Annotated in this window: 21 protein-coding genes, 6 tRNA genes and 1 riboswitch; of the genes, 6 read left to right on the top strand and 21 right to left on the bottom strand. The window is 62.4% G+C overall.

Features of this window, described 5'->3' with window-relative positions; translation table 11 throughout:
- Positions 1 to 21: 21 nt before the first annotated feature.
- The 5 genes from trpC to hisI all read right to left on the bottom strand — a co-directional run bounded on the left by trpC (position 22) and on the right by hisI (position 3,908).
- Positions 22 to 840 carry an indole-3-glycerol phosphate synthase TrpC gene (trpC, locus tag ACZ881_RS12720; RefSeq protein WP_476115951.1) on the bottom strand — a complete coding sequence of 273 codons (819 nt, stop codon included), beginning with the start codon at positions 838 to 840 and terminating at the stop codon, positions 22 to 24.
- A 2-nt stretch (positions 841 to 842) separates the two neighbouring features.
- On the bottom strand, positions 843 to 1,115 hold the full coding sequence (locus ACZ881_RS12725; RefSeq protein ID WP_011774532.1) for an HGxxPAAW family protein: 273 nt from the start codon (positions 1,113 to 1,115) through the stop codon (positions 843 to 845).
- A 132-nt stretch (positions 1,116 to 1,247) separates the two neighbouring features.
- A complete protein-coding gene (locus ACZ881_RS12730; RefSeq protein ID WP_091466790.1) occupies positions 1,248 to 1,853 on the bottom strand; it encodes a Trp biosynthesis-associated membrane protein in 606 nt (201 codons plus the stop codon).
- On the bottom strand, positions 1,850 to 3,433 hold the full coding sequence (locus tag ACZ881_RS12735; protein ID WP_476115953.1) for an anthranilate synthase component I: 1,584 nt from the start codon (positions 3,431 to 3,433) through the stop codon (positions 1,850 to 1,852). Before ACZ881_RS12735 ends, ACZ881_RS12730 begins: the two co-directional genes overlap by 4 nt.
- A 58-nt stretch (positions 3,434 to 3,491) precedes the next feature.
- Positions 3,492 to 3,908 carry a phosphoribosyl-AMP cyclohydrolase gene (gene hisI / locus ACZ881_RS12740; RefSeq protein WP_017197407.1) on the bottom strand — a complete coding sequence of 139 codons (417 nt, stop codon included), beginning with the start codon at positions 3,906 to 3,908 and terminating at the stop codon, positions 3,492 to 3,494.
- Between the two features lie 89 nt (positions 3,909 to 3,997).
- Between hisI and ACZ881_RS12745 the strand changes: the two genes are divergently transcribed.
- Positions 3,998 to 4,642 (top strand): TIGR03085 family metal-binding protein, encoded by a 645-nt coding sequence (locus ACZ881_RS12745; RefSeq protein WP_402937575.1) that lies wholly within the window; start codon positions 3,998 to 4,000, stop codon positions 4,640 to 4,642.
- Between the two features lie 71 nt (positions 4,643 to 4,713).
- Here ACZ881_RS12745 and hisF read toward each other — a convergent pair whose 3' ends face one another.
- The 16 genes from hisF to ACZ881_RS12825 form a co-directional block, all read right to left on the bottom strand.
- Entirely contained in the window at positions 4,714 to 5,490 is a 777-nt protein-coding gene (gene hisF / locus ACZ881_RS12750; RefSeq protein WP_091466787.1) for an imidazole glycerol phosphate synthase subunit HisF, read from the bottom strand.
- A gap of 43 nt (positions 5,491 to 5,533) precedes the next feature.
- Positions 5,534 to 6,394 carry an ATP phosphoribosyltransferase gene (hisG, locus tag ACZ881_RS12755; RefSeq protein WP_476115955.1) on the bottom strand — a complete coding sequence of 287 codons (861 nt, stop codon included), beginning with the start codon at positions 6,392 to 6,394 and terminating at the stop codon, positions 5,534 to 5,536.
- A gap of 84 nt (positions 6,395 to 6,478) precedes the next feature.
- Positions 6,479 to 6,742, bottom strand: coding sequence for a phosphoribosyl-ATP diphosphatase (locus ACZ881_RS12760; protein WP_018778638.1), 264 nt, complete (start codon positions 6,740 to 6,742; stop codon positions 6,479 to 6,481).
- A gap of 105 nt (positions 6,743 to 6,847) precedes the next feature.
- Positions 6,848 to 7,333, bottom strand: a complete 486-nt coding sequence (ribH, locus tag ACZ881_RS12765) for a 6,7-dimethyl-8-ribityllumazine synthase (protein WP_014921429.1) — start codon at positions 7,331 to 7,333, stop codon at positions 6,848 to 6,850.
- Between the two features lie 17 nt (positions 7,334 to 7,350).
- On the bottom strand, positions 7,351 to 8,055 hold the full coding sequence (ribA, locus tag ACZ881_RS12770) for a GTP cyclohydrolase II (RefSeq protein WP_178995464.1): 705 nt from the start codon (positions 8,053 to 8,055) through the stop codon (positions 7,351 to 7,353).
- Positions 8,052 to 8,747 carry a 3,4-dihydroxy-2-butanone-4-phosphate synthase gene (gene ribB / locus ACZ881_RS12775; RefSeq protein ID WP_454810347.1) on the bottom strand — a complete coding sequence of 232 codons (696 nt, stop codon included), beginning with the start codon at positions 8,745 to 8,747 and terminating at the stop codon, positions 8,052 to 8,054. Before ribB ends, ribA begins: the two co-directional genes overlap by 4 nt.
- Positions 8,744 to 9,373 carry a riboflavin synthase gene (locus tag ACZ881_RS12780; RefSeq protein ID WP_476115959.1) on the bottom strand — a complete coding sequence of 210 codons (630 nt, stop codon included), beginning with the start codon at positions 9,371 to 9,373 and terminating at the stop codon, positions 8,744 to 8,746. Before ACZ881_RS12780 ends, ribB begins: the two co-directional genes overlap by 4 nt.
- Positions 9,373 to 10,512, bottom strand: coding sequence for a bifunctional diaminohydroxyphosphoribosylaminopyrimidine deaminase/5-amino-6-(5-phosphoribosylamino)uracil reductase RibD (gene ribD / locus ACZ881_RS12785; protein WP_476115961.1), 1,140 nt, complete (start codon positions 10,510 to 10,512; stop codon positions 9,373 to 9,375). Before ribD ends, ACZ881_RS12780 begins: the two co-directional genes overlap by 1 nt.
- Positions 10,509 to 11,210, bottom strand: a complete 702-nt coding sequence (pnuC, locus tag ACZ881_RS12790) for a nicotinamide riboside transporter PnuC (RefSeq protein ID WP_474660363.1) — start codon at positions 11,208 to 11,210, stop codon at positions 10,509 to 10,511. The genes ribD and pnuC overlap by 4 nt, the downstream gene beginning before the upstream one ends.
- A 90-nt stretch (positions 11,211 to 11,300) precedes the next feature.
- Positions 11,301 to 11,456, bottom strand: a riboswitch (FMN riboswitch).
- A gap of 78 nt (positions 11,457 to 11,534) precedes the next feature.
- Complete coding sequence (rpe, locus tag ACZ881_RS12795; protein ID WP_476115964.1) at positions 11,535 to 12,209, bottom strand: ribulose-phosphate 3-epimerase; 675 nt, start codon at positions 12,207 to 12,209, stop codon at positions 11,535 to 11,537.
- Between the two features lie 59 nt (positions 12,210 to 12,268).
- Complete coding sequence (locus ACZ881_RS12800) at positions 12,269 to 13,837, bottom strand: RsmB/NOP family class I SAM-dependent RNA methyltransferase (protein WP_476115966.1); 1,569 nt, start codon at positions 13,835 to 13,837, stop codon at positions 12,269 to 12,271.
- Positions 13,834 to 14,754 carry a methionyl-tRNA formyltransferase gene (fmt, locus tag ACZ881_RS12805; RefSeq protein ID WP_476115968.1) on the bottom strand — a complete coding sequence of 307 codons (921 nt, stop codon included), beginning with the start codon at positions 14,752 to 14,754 and terminating at the stop codon, positions 13,834 to 13,836. The genes ACZ881_RS12800 and fmt overlap by 4 nt, the downstream gene beginning before the upstream one ends.
- On the bottom strand, positions 14,751 to 15,323 hold the full coding sequence (gene def / locus ACZ881_RS12810) for a peptide deformylase (RefSeq protein ID WP_178995478.1): 573 nt from the start codon (positions 15,321 to 15,323) through the stop codon (positions 14,751 to 14,753). Before def ends, fmt begins: the two co-directional genes overlap by 4 nt.
- 50 nt (positions 15,324 to 15,373) lie before the next feature.
- Positions 15,374 to 16,267: a cytochrome gene (locus ACZ881_RS12815; protein WP_476115971.1), complete on the bottom strand. Its 894-nt coding sequence runs from the start codon at positions 16,265 to 16,267 to the stop codon at positions 15,374 to 15,376.
- A 12-nt stretch (positions 16,268 to 16,279) separates the two neighbouring features.
- Entirely contained in the window at positions 16,280 to 16,465 is a 186-nt protein-coding gene (locus ACZ881_RS12820) for a hypothetical protein (RefSeq protein ID WP_476115973.1), read from the bottom strand.
- A 132-nt stretch (positions 16,466 to 16,597) separates the two neighbouring features.
- A tRNA-Val gene (locus ACZ881_RS12825) sits at positions 16,598 to 16,672 on the bottom strand.
- Positions 16,673 to 16,920: 248 nt separating this feature from the next.
- Here ACZ881_RS12825 and ACZ881_RS12830 point away from each other — a divergent pair.
- From ACZ881_RS12830 to ACZ881_RS12850, 5 genes are all read left to right on the top strand, one after another.
- Positions 16,921 to 16,993, top strand: a tRNA-Gly gene (locus tag ACZ881_RS12830).
- Between the two features lie 46 nt (positions 16,994 to 17,039).
- Positions 17,040 to 17,110, top strand: a tRNA-Cys gene (locus tag ACZ881_RS12835).
- A 39-nt stretch (positions 17,111 to 17,149) separates the two neighbouring features.
- Positions 17,150 to 17,224, top strand: a tRNA-Val gene (locus ACZ881_RS12840).
- A 57-nt stretch (positions 17,225 to 17,281) separates the two neighbouring features.
- Positions 17,282 to 17,354: transfer RNA gene (locus tag ACZ881_RS12845), tRNA-Gly, on the top strand.
- Between the two features lie 23 nt (positions 17,355 to 17,377).
- Positions 17,378 to 17,452, top strand: a tRNA-Val gene (locus tag ACZ881_RS12850).
- Positions 17,453 to 17,472 lie beyond the last annotated feature (20 nt).

Consider the following 17,472-nt stretch of genomic DNA (forward strand, 5'->3'; position numbering starts at 1 on the left):
CGCCGTGATTCAGTTACTGCCTCAGTTCCTGACGGCGATGGCGGCAGCTCCAGCTGCCTTGAATTCAGTGATGCGTTCGCGCGGTGTGGAGTCGCTGACCAGCGCCTCCCCCACCAGGATGGCGTTAGCGCCACCCGCGGCATAGTGCGAGACGTCCTCGGGACCCCTGACGCCGGATTCCGCCACGATGACGGACTCAGCCGGAATCAAACCGGCCAAAGATCCGAAAACGGAGCGGTCGACGTCGAGCGTCTTGAGGTTGCGGACATTGATGCCGATGATTTTGGCCTGTGCCGCAACCGCGCGCTCGATCTCTTCCTCGGTGTGCGTTTCCACCAGCACGTTCATCCCGAGCTCGTGGCTCAGCGCACTGAAGTCGGCAAGCTCGGAGTCGGACAGTGCCGCTACGATCAGCAGGATGAGGTCGGCTCCGTGGGCACGGGCCTCCCAAATCTGGTACTCGTCAACGGTGAAGTCCTTGCGCAACAACGGAGTTTCGACGGCGGCGCGCACCGCATCAAGGTCCGCCAGCGAGCCGCCGAACCGGCGCTGTTCGGTGAGGACGCTGATGACGGAAGCCCCGCCGTCGGAATACTGCACAGCGAGCGACGCGGGATCGGCGATGGAGGCCAAGTCACCCTTGGAGGGGCTGCGGCGCTTGATTTCAGCGATGACTTTGAGGTCGTTGCGGATGGATGACGGGCCGCCAAGGGCCACCCAGGCATCACGAGCGGGAGCAGCGTTTGCGGCGCGCTCCTTCAGTTCCGCGAGGGACACGAGGCCTCGGCGGGCCTCCATGTCCTCCTTGACTCCAACAATGATGTCATCAAGAACGGTCACGATTAGTGGCCGTTGTTCTGCAGCTTGCTGCCGCCAACTCCGTAGCCTGCCTTACGCATGACGAAGCCCACGATCAGGCCGATAACCATGACAACCAGTCCGCCGACGAAGATGGGGGTGCTGGCGATGACGAACGCGATGGAGGAAATCAGGGCACCGACCAGCATCACAAGTACGCACGTCCAGGCAGCCGGGCTGTTTCCATGGCCGATGGCGTCAGCGTGGCTGGCCATGGTGGATTCCGCTTGGTTGTTGGACACTGTGGTTTTGCTCATGTGAAATCTCCTCAGGATGAATACTGCTTACATTCTGCCATTTATTGACGACGGCCGGGACATCGCCGGACGTCAGGACGGCCAGTGTCGGCTTTGTTGCACCGGACCTGCATAAAAGTCCGCTGTGAGTGCCTACGTCGGGTCTTCACCGCGCGAGAGGCTGTCCCAACTGTCGATCTCGTCCACGGGTTCGCTGCCGCTCTTCTTTATCCTCGCCGCGGCGTCGTACTTGGTCCGTGAGGTCCAGTGGCGTCCGGCCAGCGGCAAGACAATTGCGCAGACCGCCAGGAGGCAACCGGCAACGATGGCAACCACAGGGAACGCAGTTACTGCTGCGTCGGCTTGCCCGCCCGAGACTCCCGTGGCCGCAGCAATGGAACCTTGTGCGGCTCCCAGCGGATCAAGTATCACGGTGACAGCCGCGAGGACGATCCCCGCAGCAGACAACGTGATGAGCACAGCGATGATCCAGCGGGCGATCTTTCCGGCAATGGATGCGGCCAAACCGCCGGCCAGAGCGACGACGGCCAGCGCCGTGACTGCTGTGGCGGCTTTGCTTCCCTGGACATGGAGGTCGCTGTTCGAAGCACCCGTGGGGTCCAGGCGCACCTCGATCCAGGTCTGCGTCGTGGCTCCGAAAACAGCCAACGCAAGAATGGTGGTGGCAAGGACAATCGTGGATTTCCGCGCCCAGCGCGGCGACTGCCTGACGGAAGGAGCTGATGCTGCCGTGCTCATGAGGCGGGAGTCCCGTCGTCGGAAGCGTCCGCGTTCCGCACGGTGTCCGCGGCGATGTTCTGCAGCGACCCTGCTGTGTGGACTGCCCTTAGCGGCGCTGCGGCCTTGTTCACGGTCTCCAACGCCTCGGAAGGCTTGTGGGAATCAGCCACGATGCCACCGCCGGCCTGCACGTAAGCGCGGCCGTCACGGAGAAGTGCGGACCGAATCGCAATGGCCATATCCATGTCGCCGGCAAAGTCCAGGTAGCCAACCACTCCACCGTAGATTCCGCGCCGGTGGGGTTCGAGTTCGTCCAGGAGCCTCAGCGCCCTGGGCTTGGGCGCTCCGGACAACGTACCGGCCGGGAAGGTCGCTTTGAGGACGTCGTAGGCCTTGGCATGGGGGGCTAGCTCGCCAACCACAGTAGACACAAGGTGCATGATGTGGCTGAACCGCTCCACTTCCATGAACTGCGTGACGTCAACCGTTCCGGCTACGCATACCTTTGAGAGGTCGTTGCGCGAAAGATCAACCAGCATCAGGTGCTCGGCGCGCTCTTTCTGATCGGCCAGCAGTTCAGTAGCCAGGGCCTTGTCGGCTTCAACAGTCTTACCGCGGGGGCGTGAACCGGCGATCGGGTGGGTGATGACTTCCTCACCGGTCACCGTCACCAGTGCTTCGGGTGATGAACCAACGATCGAGTACTCGCGGCCGTCCGCATCCTGCAGGCTGAAGAGGTACATGTACGGGCTTGGGTTGGTATTGCGCAGGACGCGGTAGACATCCAGGGGGTCGGCAGCGCACTCCATTTCGAAGCGCCGGGAGATCACTACCTGGAAAACCTCCCCGTCAACAATGGCTTCCTTGCCGCGATCAATGGCCTCCAAGTACTTGGCTTCATCCCAGCGTTCCTGCACGCTGGAGGCGAAGTCCAAGGCTGCAGTTTCCAGCACGGAAACCGGCTGGGCAACAGGAGTGCTGATCTGGTCCAGCAACCCCTTCACCCGGGCTACGGCGTCGTGCCAGGCGTCATCCACACGCTCGGAACTGTCATCAAAGTTGATGGCATTGGCGATCAGGAGGACGGTACCGTCCACATTGTCGTGCACCGCCATGTCGGTGACCAGGTTCAGTGCCATCTCCGGCAGCTGGAGGTCGTCCTCGGGCGGGGACGTCAGGCGCTCCCAGTGCCGCACGGCTTCCCAACCAAGGAAGCCGACCAAGCCGGAGGTGAACGGCGGCAGGCCGTCGAAGCGGTCAGTCTGCAGCGCAGCAATGGTGTCTCGAACAGCTTCCACCGGGTTGCCTGAAACCGGCACGCCGACGGGCGGCTCACCGATCCAGTGTGCTTCCCCGTCCTTGGTGGTCAGCGTTGCCCGGGATTTGGAACCAATGAAGGAATAGCGGGACCAGGCGCCGCCAACCGCTGCGGACTCCAGGAGGAAGGTACCCGGCTGCCCCTTGGCCAGCTTCCGGTACAGGCCGATGGGGGTCTCGGCGTCGGCCAAAACCTTGAGTCGGACAGGGATGACACGGCTGTGGACGGCGAGTTCGCGGAACTCTTCCAGGCCCGGGCTGATGATTCCAAGGTCCTGCATGGCTATGTTCTCCGCCTTATTGTCTGAGGTGGTGCGTCAGTGGAAAGTGGTGGGTGCCTTATTCGCGGTGGCCCGTAACGACGGTGAAGTCGCGACCATCGAAGCAGGTCCGGGTTCCGGTGTGGCAGGCTGCGCCGATCTGGTCCACGCGGATCAGGAGGGCATCGCCGTCGCAATCAAGGGCGACAGACTTCACGAACTGTACGTGTCCGGAGGTGTCGCCCTTGCGCCAGTACTCCTGGCGTGATCGGGAGTAGAACGTGACCCTGCCGGACGTCATGGTGCGGTTGAGTGCCTCGTCATCCATCCAGCCGAGCATGAGGACCTCGTTAGTATCGTGCTGCTGAACGATCGCTGCGACAAGGCCGGAAGAATCCCGTTTGAGGGCGCTGGCGATCTCCTGCGGCAAGGGGCTCGCGGGGTCGCTGGAAAGCTCCGCGGCAGGAGTTGGGCTGGGGGCGGACTGCTCTGACATCAGATCAAGTCTAGTGCCTTCGGAGGGAGCAGGATTCTGCGGCGGTTCCACTGCGCAAGAGTGCTCCGATCGTGCTAGTTTCACAAGTGATGCATTTCGTCGATCCTTCCCGAGAAGTACTGGCCGAAACCCTGCTGGCGGCCGGGCCTGACTCCCCCACGCTCTGCGAAGGGTGGTTGACCCGGGATCTTGCCGCGCACTTGTACCTGCGCGAACGGAAGATCGCCGTGGGCCTGGGGCTCCTGATCCCCAGCCTGGGCAAGGCATCCGAAAAAGCCACGTCCAAACTCGCTGCCAAGCTGAAGAGTTCGGACGCCTACGCGGACCTCATCAAGACGTTCCGTGCAGGTCCGCCGGCCCTTTCCCCCTTGAAGATCAAGGCGCTGGATGAGACATCAAACCTCATTGAGTATTTCGTGCACACCGAGGACATTCGTCGCGCCGGTGACCGCTGGGCGCCCCGGGCCTTGGACGAAGCCTATTCGGACGCCCTTTGGGACGAACTGATCAAGCGTGCCGCGTTCCTGTACCGCGGCGTGGACCTCGGCATCGTGCTTGTGCGCCCCACCGGCCCCCGCCACGTAGCCAAGCGTGCCCCCGTCTCCGTTGCCATCGTTGGCGAACCTGGCGAACTGCTCATGCACGCCCACGGCCGCACCAGCCAGGCCCTCGTCACCTTCGAGGGCCAGCCGGACGCCGTCGCGCTTTTGCAGTCCGCGGACATTGGCCTCTAACCACCCATAGGGCTTAACAGCAAGGGAGGGTCACCTGCACGGTGACCCTCCCTTGCTGTTAAGCCTGAAAGCTAACGGACTTCGAAGCCGGCGTCTCGAATCGCCGTCTTGACCTGGGCAATCATGTCGTCCGGGCCGAAGTGGAACACGGATGCCGCCAGTACTGCGTCGGCGCCTGCCTCCACGGCGGGCGGGAAGTGCGCAGGCACTCCTGCCCCACCCGAAGCGATGATCGGAATGTTCACCGCGGCACGAACCAGGCGAATCAATTCGAGATCGAATCCGTCCTTGGTGCCGTCAGCGTCGATCGAGTTGAGCAGGATTTCTCCCACCCCCCGATCGGCTGCTTCCTTGGCCCAGGCAATGGCGTCGATTCCGGTCCCGGTGCGGCCACCGTGGGTGGTCACTTCGAAACCGGACGACGTCGGCTGGTCGCCTTCGCGTGTACGGCGCGCATCCACGGAGAGCACCAGCACCTGCGAGCCGAAGTGGCGGGTGATTTCGTCAATGACGTCGGGCCGGGCAACGGCAGCGGTATTGATGGACGCCTTGTCCGCCCCAAAGCGCAGGAGCTTGTCCACCTCGGCAACACCACGGACGCCTCCACCCACGGTCAGGGGAATGAAGACTTCCTCCGCTGTACGGCGGACGACGTCGAACGTGGTTTCACGGTTTCCGGACGATGCTGTGACGTCAAGGAACGTGAGTTCGTCGGCCCCGCCATTGTCGTACCTGTGGGCGAGTTCCACCGGGTCACCGGCGTCGCGGAGTCCTTCAAAGTTGACGCCCTTGACGACGCGGCCGGCGTCGACATCCAGGCAGGGTATGACGCGTACGGCTACAGCCATGTGCTGCTCCTCAGTTCTTTGTGCTCAGCTGTTGTTACGCGGCTCAAATACGGCAGGCGTGGATGCTGCTGACCAGGATGGCGCGCGCGCCAAGGTCGTACAGCTCGTCCATGATGCGGTTGGTTTCCTTCTTGGGAACCATGGACCGCACGGCAACCCACTCGGAATCGCGAAGCGGCGAGACCGTGGGTGACTCCAAGCCAGGGGTCAGGGCTGCTGCGTCTTCCACAAGGTCCTTGCGGATGTCGTAGTCCATCAGCACGTACTGTCGTGCCACAAGAACGCCCTGGAGGCGACGAATGAGGATCTCGATTTCCTTGGCCGTTCCGTTGGCGGTGCCACCGGAGCCGGAGCGGCGGATCAGCACGGCCTCGGACTTCAGGATGGGATCGCCAAAGATTTCCATACCGGCAGCCTTGAGGGTGTTACCTGTTTCAACGACGTCGGCAATGGCATCCGCCACGCCGAGGCGCACGGAAGACTCCACGGCTCCGTCCAGGCGGACCACCTTGGCGTTGACGCCTCGCTCGGCGAGGTAGTCGCGCAGAAGTCCGTCATAGCTGGTGGCCAGGCGCTTGCCTTCAAGCTGCTCGACGCCGGTGAAGTCACCTACGGGACCAGCAAACCGGAACGTGGACGGGGCGAAGCCCAGGGGAAGCAGCTCTTCGGCTTCCACCTTGGCGTCAAGCAAGAGGTCGCGGCCAGTGATGCCGACGTCCAGAGTTCCCTGGCCTACGTAGACAGCGATGTCGCGGGGACGCAGGAAGAAGAACTCAATGTCGTTGTCGGGATCAACCATGACCAGTTCGCGGGTGTCGCGGCGCTGGCGGTATCCAGCCTCGGACAACATTGCCGAGGCGGCTTCGGACAGGGATCCCTTGTTGGGGACTGCTACACGGAGCATTGGGAGACTTTCTTTTTGGAATGGAGGTTTTCAGGCACCTTGGCCACGCAGGGGGCTCCGCAAAAGGCAGGCGGAGTGGCGTGGCTAGAGATGCTTGTAAACGTCCTCCAGGCTGAGGCCCTTGGCGAGCATGAGGACCTGCAGGTGGTAGAGCAACTGGGAGATTTCCTCAGCAGCGGCTTCGTCCGATTCGTACTCCGCGGCCATCCAGACTTCGGCGGCCTCTTCGACCACCTTTTTGCCGATGCCGTGGATTCCGGAGTCCAGTTCGGCAACCGTGCGCGAGCCTGCCGGGCGGGTCGCTGCTTTCTCACTCAGTTCTGCGAACAGCGTCTCGAAATTCTTCACGCCCTCCAGACTACTTGCTCGGGGGCGACCACCGCTTGTTGGGGCGTTGCATGACGAAGGGGATGTGAGTGAAGACACACCCACATCCCCTTCGAGCCAATGCTTCTAGCTGAACTGCTTGAGTGTCACAGCCGTGGCCAAGGCAGCGGTCACTGCTTCGTGGCCCTTGTCCTCCTTGGAACCGGGAAGGCCTGCACGGTCGATGCCCTGCTGCTCGGTGTCACAGGTGAGGACGCCGAACCCGACCGGTACGCCGGTGCGGACACTGACGTCGGTGAGTCCCGACGTCGCGGCCTGGCAGACGTAGTCGAAGTGCGGCGTTCCGCCGCGGATAACCACGCCAAGTGCTACGACGGCGTCAAAGTGCGGCGCGAGCCTGGCCGCAGCAACTGGAAGCTCAAAGCTGCCCGGAACCCGCAGCAGCGTGGGTTCCGCGATGCCGGCTTCCTTGGCTGCGCGCAGGGCGCCGTCAACCAATCCGTCCATGATCTGCGTGTGCCAGCTTGCCGCCACAATGGCGAGCTTCAGCTGCGAGGTTTCCTCGGGGTTGAGGGTGGTGAGGTCAATAGTGGGTGCGCCGTGGCCGCTCATGTTTGCTGTGAATCCGATCAGTCTTGGTTGTTGTCAAAGGGGTTGGGTGCCGGTGTCTTGCCGTTGCTGACCGGCTCGACATCGAGCGTCAGCCGGTGGTCCATCCGGTCCTTCTTGGTCTGTAGGTAACGCAGGTTCTGTTCACGGGACGGCACTTCGGTGGGTACCATCTCCACAACAGTTACCCCGGCCTTGTCCAAGCGGTGCTGCTTGTCCGGGTTGTTGCTCAGCAACCGGACTTCGTGGAGGCCCATCTCGGCCAGGATCTGACCTGCCGCAGCGTAGGAGCGCGCGTCAACCGGCAAACCCAGCTGCTCATTGGCTTCAACAGTATCGAAGCCGGCTTCCTGCAGCGCGTAGGCCTTGATCTTGTTGGCCAGCCCGATGCCACGGCCCTCCTGGCCGCGCAGGTAGAGCAGGGTTCCGCCCTCTGCGTGGATGAGTTCCAGGGCGAAAGCCAGCTGTTCTCCGCAGTCGCAGCGGTAGGAACCGAACACATCACCGGTAAGGCACTCGGAATGCAGCCGTACCAAGGGTGCGCGGCCCCCCGCGGGCGGGTTCGGGGAACTCACGGCAAGGTGCTCGTGCCCGGTCTCAAGGTCCGTCCACGCCTGTGCCACGAAGTCACCAAAGGCCGTAGGCAACTGCACAATCGGCCCACCGCTGACGGGGTGCGGCGCGGGGCCGGTGTGGTCGCTGTTGCGTGTGGTCGATGCGGTCATCGCTTCTCCTCGTCCTCCTGTGAAACATGTGCCGACTGGGACTCTACCGCCTCAACATACGACACCAGATCCTCGATCGAGATGAGGGGGCATCCATGTTCAGCGGCAAAGTCTCGCAGGCTGTCCAGCCGCATCATTTCACCGTCGTCATGTACCAACTCTGCGATCACACCCACCGGAGCCAGCCCGGCAAGACGACACAGGTCCACGGCAGCTTCCGTGTGACCTGGACGTTCACGCACTCCCCCGTTAACTGCCCGCAACGGGAAAATATGCCCGGGGCGGGTGATCGATGCCGGAGTGCTGCTTGGATCTGCCAGAATCCGGGCCGTCAAGGCGCGGTCAGTGGCTGAAATTCCGGTGCTGACTCCGATCGCGGCGTCGCAGGAAACCGTGTAGGCAGTTCCCTTGGCGTCCTCGTTGATCTCCACCATCGGCGGCAGGATCAGGGCGTCCGCACGTTCTCCGTCCAACGGAACACAGATGACGCCGGATGAATACCGGATGGTCCAGCCCATGAGGGCGGGAGTGGCGTGTTCCGCTGCGAAGATAATGTCTCCTTCGTTCTCGCGATCTTCGTTGTCCACCACGATCACGGCTTGCCCAGCGGCCATCGCCGCGATAGCGGATTCAACAGGATCGAGACCGGTGCGCCGCTCGCCGGCCGGAGTTGTCTTCGCAGGAGCGCTCATCGTACTTCTCCCTGCCGGGGCGCGAAGGACAGCAGCCGTTCGGTGTACTTGGCCAGAACATCAACTTCAAGGTTCACACGGCCGCCCACCGCTTTGGCCCCCAAGCCTGTTTCTTCCAGCGTGGTGGGGATCAGTCCCACTTCAAACCACGGTGCCGTTTCGGCAGCAGGACTGACGGCGGTCACGGTGAGCGAAACACCGTCGACGGCGATCGAACCTTTTTCGGCGATGTAGCGTGCCAGCTGGGCCGGCACTCCAAACCGCAGCCGATCCCAGTTTCCCAGCGGCTCGCGTTCCAGCAATTCACCCACACCGTCCACATGGCCCTGGACAACATGGCCGTCCAGCCGCCCGCCGGCCGGAACGCAGCGTTCCAGGTTCACGGCATCTCCCTGCGCCAGCTCGCCGATGGTCGTCCGGACCAGGGTCTCCCCCATGACATCCACGCTGAAGTCCTGTCCGTCGATCCGGGTGGCTGTCAGGCAAACTCCGTTGACGGCGATGGAACCGCCCAAGGGCAATCCCTCCGCGGTGGTGGGCGCTTTCAGCCTCAATGTTGCGCTGGTATCGCCGTCGTGCTCAATGCTCAGCACAGTGCCTTGCTCAGCAACGATTCCCGTAAACATCAGTGTCCTCCCGTGACATATTCCGCAGCTTCACTGTGTGAAGCCAAAGTCTTCTGCGGAACCGAATTCTTGATAGTGCTGGCGGCCCCTCGTGGGGACCGCAGATGGAGCCGAAGGTCATTGCCGAGGATGCGCACAGAGCCACCGCCGGCCTCGTCCCAAGACCAGTGCTGGGCGTCTGCCAGCGTTGTAATACCGAGGTCGTTCAGTGCCGGAGTTCCGGATCCCAGCAGCGTCGGAGCCAGATAGACGATCAGTTCGTCCACAAGGTCTGCGGCGAGGAACGTGCTCAGAATCGACGAGCCGCCTTCCACCATGAGATGGCGGACCCCCTGCTCGAACAGCATGCCCAAGGCTTCCGCCGGATCCCGCGTGGGCAGGTGGACGAAACGCCCATCAGTTCCGCGGACCGCAGCGTCTTCGGGGACGTCCCGCAGGCCCATGACGGCTCGTATTGGCTGATGAGGTGAAAGTTCGCCGTCCGGGGTTCGGGCCGTGAGCCGCGGGTCGTCGACCAGCACGGTCCCGGTGCCCACCAGGATCGCGTCAATGAGTCCGCGCAGTCCATGGTTGTCGGCAAGCGACTCCGGACAGGAGATCCACTGGCTGGTGCCATCCACCGCTGCGATGCGGCTGTCCAGGGTCTGGGCGATATGCAAGGTGACGAACGGACGCTTGGCCGCGACGGCGTCGAACCAGTCACGGTTCAGGTCCAGCGCCTTTCCGCCTTCCAGTCCCGAACTGACCTCAACACCGGCGGCCGTGAGCGTACGCGCACCGCCTGCGGCGGGGTCATGGGGATCGTCGACGGCGTAAATCACCTTAGCGATTCCCGCGGCAATAATTGCTTGGGCGCAGGGTCCGGTGCGACCCACATGGTTGCAGGGCTCCAGTGTGACAACCATGGTGGTTCCGACGGTGTCCATACCCTTCTTGCGGGCTTCGGAAATCGCGTCCGCTTCAGCATGGGCCGTTCCGGCTCCCCGGTGATAACCAGTTGCCAGTTGCTCGCCCTCAGGACTGAGGATTACCGCCCCGACCAACGGGTTGGCTCCGCGGGGACCCGCCAGGGCCGCGGTCAATGCGGCCTCCATGGCGGCACTTTCTGCAGCGGTGTAAGGCGTGTTGGCGAAGCTCACAGGATCGCTCCCGCAGAAACGGCAGCTGCCGGGCTGGCAGCGCGGACGGCACGTTCACGCTTTTCTGCCCGCCACCATACAAAGAACCCTGCGAGGGTGAAGAAGCCGTAAAACAGGTACATGACCGCGCTGGCGTAGTAGCCAGCACTGAACAGCAGCGGCACACCCACAATGTCAACGGCCACCCAGATCAGCCAAAACTCGGTCCATCCGCGGGCCATACCGTAGGTTGCCAGCAAGGAGCCCATGAAGGTCCAAGCATCGGCCCAAACGGGCGGGTAGGAGCCAAGGGCGTCGAACAAGGGCGTCAATGCTGCCGTGCCGGCCACCATCGCACCAATCAGGGCGATGCGGACCTTGTTGCTGGCCCAACCGGGGACGATGGCGCGCCCTTGGGTGCTGGATTGCCGGCCCTGCTGCCACCGGTACCAGCCATAGATCGCGACGGCGATGAACATGATTTGGCGTGCAGCCTGTCCCCATAAGGTGGCTGGCGCTGCTGCGCCGAAGACGTTGCCCAGGAAGACCGTGAGCAGGAGGATGTTACCGACGATGCCGATTGGCCAAGCCCAGACTTTGCGGCGCATACCGCCGAGGGCGCTGAGGAGCCCAAAGATGTTTCCAAGCACTTCGCGTAAGACAAGAGCAGATCCTCCAACGGGGATCTGTGCTTCGAAGAGCCATCGCAGAAAGTCCATGCCGTTCCTTCCCAGTAAGCCGCGATGACTCCGGGGGTGTACGACAGCGCAATGCCGGGCGTTCGCAAAAGGAACGCCCAAGGCATGACTGTACGTGCTTCTCCCATCCAGACTTTAACTGTCGGTACCGGAATTTCACCAGTTCAACCGTCCGCCACCGGATGCCCAATTTCTTGGAATCCAATGGCTCGCGGGTCGCGGACTATAACCGCCGGTTCGGACTTACACCGACCCCGGAGCACGTATGTGTGTTGTTATTCTGCCACAACTACCAAGATGTCCGGGCTATTCCCGGGCCATCTTCGTAACATATGGTGACGGTCGTCAGGCTTTCGTCGCTGAAGCAGCCTGGCCCGCAGCGCGGAGCCGGTCGATCGCTTCCGCAGGGTCCTGATGCCCATAAACTGCCGAGCCCGCAACGAACACGTTGGCCCCTGCCTCAGCGGCCCGAACAATGGTCTCCTCAGTGATGCCGCCATCCACCTGGATGGCAACGCCGATGCCCGAACCGTCGATTGCCGCCCGGGCACGACGGATCTTGGGCAAGGTGATGTCCAGGAATGACTGTCCGCCGAATCCGGGCTCCACCGTCATGATCAGCAACATGTCCAGCTCGCTAAGCATGTCCAGGTAGGGCTCCACGGGCGTTGCCGGGCGCAGGGCCATACCTGCCTTGGACCCGCGGGCCCGTAGCTCGCGGGCCAGCTTGACCGGCGCCATGGCAGCTTCGGCGTGGAACGTCACTGAAGCAACACCTGCATCCGCGTAGGCAGGTGCCCAGCGGTCGGCGTCGGAAATCATCAAATGCGCGTCCAGCGGAACCGGGCTGACCGCTTGAATTCTCTGCACCACAGGCAGTCCAAGCGTCAGGTTGGGCACGAAGTGATTGTCCATGACGTCCACGTGGACGGCATCCGCATTGCTGATCCGTTGGAGTTCCGCCTCAAGGTTGACGAAATCCGCTGAAAGGATGCTCGGGTTGATACAGCACTGAGACAAGGCAGCCCCCTCTAATGGAGTGATAGTCGAAAGCTCGGTGATGGTCTGAAGGTTGGTGGCTACGGCTTCTTACGGATGATCGCCATGAACATGGCATCCGTCTGGTGAACGTGCGGCCACAACTGGGCTGTGAGCTCGTGACCAGCGCCGAGGCTACCGGTAAGGCTGACATCGTCCAACGCTTGTCCGGCGTCGAGGAGTTCAAGGTCCCCGCGCTTGGCCAGCACGTCAGTAACAACAGCTGTGGTTTCGGCCGGATGTGGCGAACACGTCACGTAGGCCACCACGCCGCCGGGCTTGACGGCATCAAGAGCGGACTTCAACAAGTCCCGCTGCAGCGGTCCCAGGTCGCCAATGTCCTTGGGCGAGCGGCGCCACCGCGATTCGGGCCGACGTCGAAGGGCCCCAAGACCACTGCAAGGTACGTCCACGAGCACACGGTCAAAAGTTCCGGGCTGCTCTGCACCCACTTCACGACCATCACCGGTCCGCACTGTCCAGGCCTCAGCGGGAACAGCCGACAGCGCTTGCTGAACAAGTTTGGCCCGGTGCGGTGCAGGCTCGTTGGCCAGGAGAGTTGCGCCGTCGCGGTAGGCCAGGGCAGCTAAGAGCGCTGCCTTCCCTCCGGGGCCGGCGCACAAGTCCAACCATCGTTCACCTTGTGCAGGCGACTCCCCCAGCTCGACGCCGGCCAAAGCCCGAGCCACAAGTTGTGATCCGACGTCCTGGACACGCGTTGTTCCGCGCCGGACCGATTCGAAACGGCCGAGGTCTCCGCCAGCGGATAGAGCTGAATCTTCTACCAGCTCACCGGCGGTGGCTCCATTCTCGAAAGCTTCGTCGAGGTTTCCCAGTCCTGGCAAGGCCACCAAGTTGACCACCGGCGCGGCGTTATCTGCCTCCAGGAGGGCGTCGATTTCGGTTTTGGGGCGACCATGGTTTACCAACGATTGGCGTAATGCCCGGACAATCCATTCAGGGTGCGCATGGCGCAAGGCAGCGATTTTGGTTTCGTCGGATTCGTCATCCAGCAGGGTCTCAAGCCACTCGGCCATGCTGTGGGCAGTGACCTTGCGAAGTACCGCATTGATAAGGGCCGACGGGCCGGCGCCGATAACCGCGCGTGCCAGGCCGACGGTCTGGTCCAGCGCGGCATGGGCGGGAACGCGCATGGAGAGCAGCTGGTGCGCACCGATTCGCAGGGCATCCAGAATTGCAGGATCCAGTTGCTCCAAGGGGCGGTCCACGCAACGGGCAAGAATGGCATCGTAAGTACCCTGCCCGCGCAAGGCCCCGTAGCTCAATTCAGTGGCAAAGCCGGCATCCCGACGGTCGAGGCGGTGTTCCCGGATGCGCGCCGGCAGCATAAGGTTTGCGTAGGCATCTTCGGAAGCAACCGCGCGGAGCACTTCAAAAGCCACCAATCGGGCTGGATCTGCGCGGCGGGTGCGCTGCGACGGAGCGTTATTGGTGAAGCCCCTCTGCGGTCCCCTGTTTCGCTCGCGGCCCTGGGCGTTGCGCTTGCTCTCCCCACGGGCTCCACGGTTGCCCTGCGAGTCTCGGTTTCCCGCCCCGCCGCCGTCCCGGCTCCCGCTGTTGTTGGGGCCTCGGCGGCCGGACTCGCTCATTCGAATACCACTCTCTCGGGTGTTGCCAAGCCGCGGGCCCAGTCGGCCGACGACATCATTTTCTTACCTGCCGGCTGGATCCGACCAAGCTCCACTGCGTGGGAACCTGTACCCACCAGAACCGACTTGCCCTCCACCCGGATGCTTCCCGGAGGAAGGTCCTTGATCTCGGGACGCAGAGCTACTGGTTCAAGTTTGACCCTCTGGCCTTCCAAGGTTGTCCATGCGCCGGGTTCAGGAGTAACTCCGCGCGCACGGCGGTTCAAAGCAAGGGCCGGCTGCTGCCAGTCCAAGCGTCCATCGTCGAGTGTCAGTTTGGGCGCAAGGGAGATCTCCCCGTTTTGAGGCTGCGGAGCGGCCTGACCCGCGTCAATAGCGGAAAGGGTCTGGCTCAGCAGAACCGCGCCGCTGATGGACAGGCGCTCGAGGAGATCGCCCGCAGTATCTGCAGGACGAACTGTTTCGGTCAGCGTCCCGAATACAGGCCCGGTGTCGAGGCCTTCTTCAAGCTGGAATGTAACGGCCCCGGTGACGTCGTCGCCCGCGATGATGGAACGCTGCACGGGGGCTGCACCGCGCCATGCCGGAAGTAGGGAGAAGTGAAGATTGACCCAGCCGTGCCTCGGGACACCCAAGGCAGCTTTGGGAACGATGCCGCCGTAGGCAACGATGGCGGCGACGTCGGGAGCGAACTCCGCGATTCTGGCGGTCGTGTCGGCGTCCACCTTTGCCGCGCGAATGACCTCGATACCGAGTTCCATCGCCCGTGCAGCCACAGGCGAAGGAGTCAGGACACGTTTGCGGCCCACGGGCGCATCCGGCCGGGTAAGAACCGCCACGATATTGAAGCCGGCCTTAATCAGCGCGTCCAACGACGGCACAGCCACAGCCGGCGTTCCGGCGAAGAGTACCCTCACTCGGGCGCCCCGAAGCTGCCGCCGCCAAAACTGGACCCTACGGAGTTGGCGCGCTTGGACGTGGTTTGCTCGGTAATCGCGTGGTAATTGGCGTTCCGGATGGCCCGGAGGGCAGCCTTGCGGTCATCGCCTTCCAGCCTGTCTGTGTACAGGACCCCATCGAGGTGATCTGTCTCATGTTGGAAACAGCGTGCCAGCATGCCCTCAGCCTCTACCGAGACCGGATTGCCGTTCAGGTCCACTCCGGTTGCCCGGGTGGCCCGAAAGCGACGCACAGGGAAGCCCAGACCGGGAATGGAAAGGCAACCCTCCACCTCGTCCGGCTGGAAGTCCTCACTGTTTTCCAGGACCGGGTTGATGATGTGGCCTTCCACTCCCCCGATGCGATAGGTAAACACGCGCTGGCTGACGCCCACCTGCGGCGCGGCGAGACCTGCGCCCTCAACGTCCTCCATGGTTTCCGTCATGTCAGCTACCAGCTTGGCGAGCTCCGGACCGAAATCGGTAACGGGGTCAGCTACGGTGCGCAGCACCGGGTCCCCGATGATTCGGATACTCAAAATTGCCATCTGCTGTCAGTCCTCACGATCGTCAAACCAGGTTCCGGTTGTTGCGGAGCCTAAGCCAGTTTAGTTGAGGACAAGGCCGGTGTCGGTGCCGCCCCGGCTGACGCAAAGACCGGCGGAGCAACAGGCAGCAAAGGCTGCCCTGCAGCGACAACGTCCGCTGACATCTCCCAAACGCGCCGCAGGGCACAGAACTTCCACCAATGGTGCTTGAGGATGTCAGGGTTGGCCCGCTGCGGCCGGACTTCGGTCTCTCCGATGGCCACCGCCAGCAGCATGGGGCTGTCTCCGAATTTCCACGGCTCCCATTCGCCTGCAACAGGATCCACCAGGCTTTCCTCGGCCTTCATACCGGCCGCGAGTTGCATGACCACTTTGTCATCCAGGGCCTTGACTGTCCCGTCCCTGGTGGTGCCCTTGGTTTTGTAGTCAATCAGGCAGATTCGGCCGTTGATCCGGGCAACGAGGTCCAACGTCCCGGCATAACCCACCGTCTTGTTCCACACAGTGATCTCCGGTGCCAATGGCTCCACCCGGTAGAGCTCCCACCATTCGTCAAAGCGGGCGGCAAAGGCCTGTTCACCATGTGCCGCGAGGTCGTCCCTGCATTCCTGCATCCGGTGCGGACGGCCCATCGCCCGCAACGCCACCTGTTCGCAGTAAGTGTGGACGCGGTCACCGCGTGCGGCCGCCGCATCCCGGTAAACCTCCGCGGCTTTGGAAGCTTTGTTGATAGCCTGACGGATTTTCGCGGGGCTTCCGAGAATCGAAGGAAGCTCAGGATCCGCGGCCAGGCTGCTCGCCCCCATGTAACTGAACCATCCGTCCAAGGCGTGCGCCTGTTGTCCGATCACCGTAGTAATGGACGGTACGGAAAATTGCTCAGTTGTGGATCGGGCGTACATCCGGCCGTAGTCAGTAGCGTGGGCAAGCAGTGGAGCAGTCATACAAAGACTGTGTCATAGAGGGCCGACAGAATTCATCCGCGGGAAGATCAGCGCCAGCTGCTGAGGGGGCAGCCTGGCGAGCTTGCCGGCGAGGATCGGGGCTGTCAGCGCAAGATCCGCGAAGGGCGTGGCAGGTTGCGTGGTGGCAGTAGCAGTGGCCTTGGCCGAAGGTGATTCCGAGTCTTCTTGTTCGCGCATGCTGATGTGTGTCGCGTCCACACAGTTCGTGACGCAGAAACCTGCAATCCGCCAAACAAGCCTGCTGCAGAGAAAAACCCCGTCCGGACTGACTCAATCAGTCCAAACGGGGTTTAACCATTTGCATACAGGTGGTGGGCGATACTGGGTTCGAACCAGTGACCTCTTCGGTGTGAACGAAGCGCGCTACCACTGCGCCAATCGCCCGGTGCATAGAAAACACTAACGGACCAGTGCCGGAATGCAAAACGGATCATGACCCCCGGCCTCACTTAGAACTACAAGAGTGGAATTACAGCCATGAAACTTACGGAAATCCCCGTAAATACAAGGATCCAGCGGGCTCCTCGATCAAAAGCAGGCTACCGATTTGGAGTTTGCAGGAACCTCCTATAGAGTTTTTACTCGTCGGAAAGCGACGGAATGCCTGCAGGGCTGCCCGCCGAAACGACACTGCGGACGTAGCTCAGCTGGTAGAGCACCACCTTGCCAAGGTGGATGTCGCGAGTTCGAATCTCGTCGTCCGCTCGCAAGGCACTGTCAAGGCAAGAATTCCTCGGAATCCTGCTTACACGGTGGGTTGGCCGAGAGGCGAGGCAGCGGCCTGCAAAGCCGTATACACGGGTTCGAATCCCGTACCCACCTCGGTGAAAACCATGTCTTCCAGCTGTTGGCTGGATGCATGGGCGATTGGCGCAGCGGTAGCGCGCTTCCCTGACACGGAAGAGGTCACTGGTTCGATCCCAGTATCGCCCACCAGAACAAGGCAACTTGTTTGTTGTTGAACGCCAGGCATCAGCCCGGCAGGCAACATGTGCGGACGTAGCTCAGCTGGTAGAGCACCACCTTGCCAAGGTGGATGTCGCGAGTTCGAATCTCGTCGTCCGCTCTCCTTTTGAAGGACCCGGTAACGGGCGATTGGCGCAGCGGTAGCGCGCTTCCCTGACACGGAAGAGGTCACTGGTTCGATCCCAGTATCGCCCACCAGAACAAGGCAACTTGTTTGT

This window comes from Paenarthrobacter sp. TE3676, from assembly GCF_056279165.1.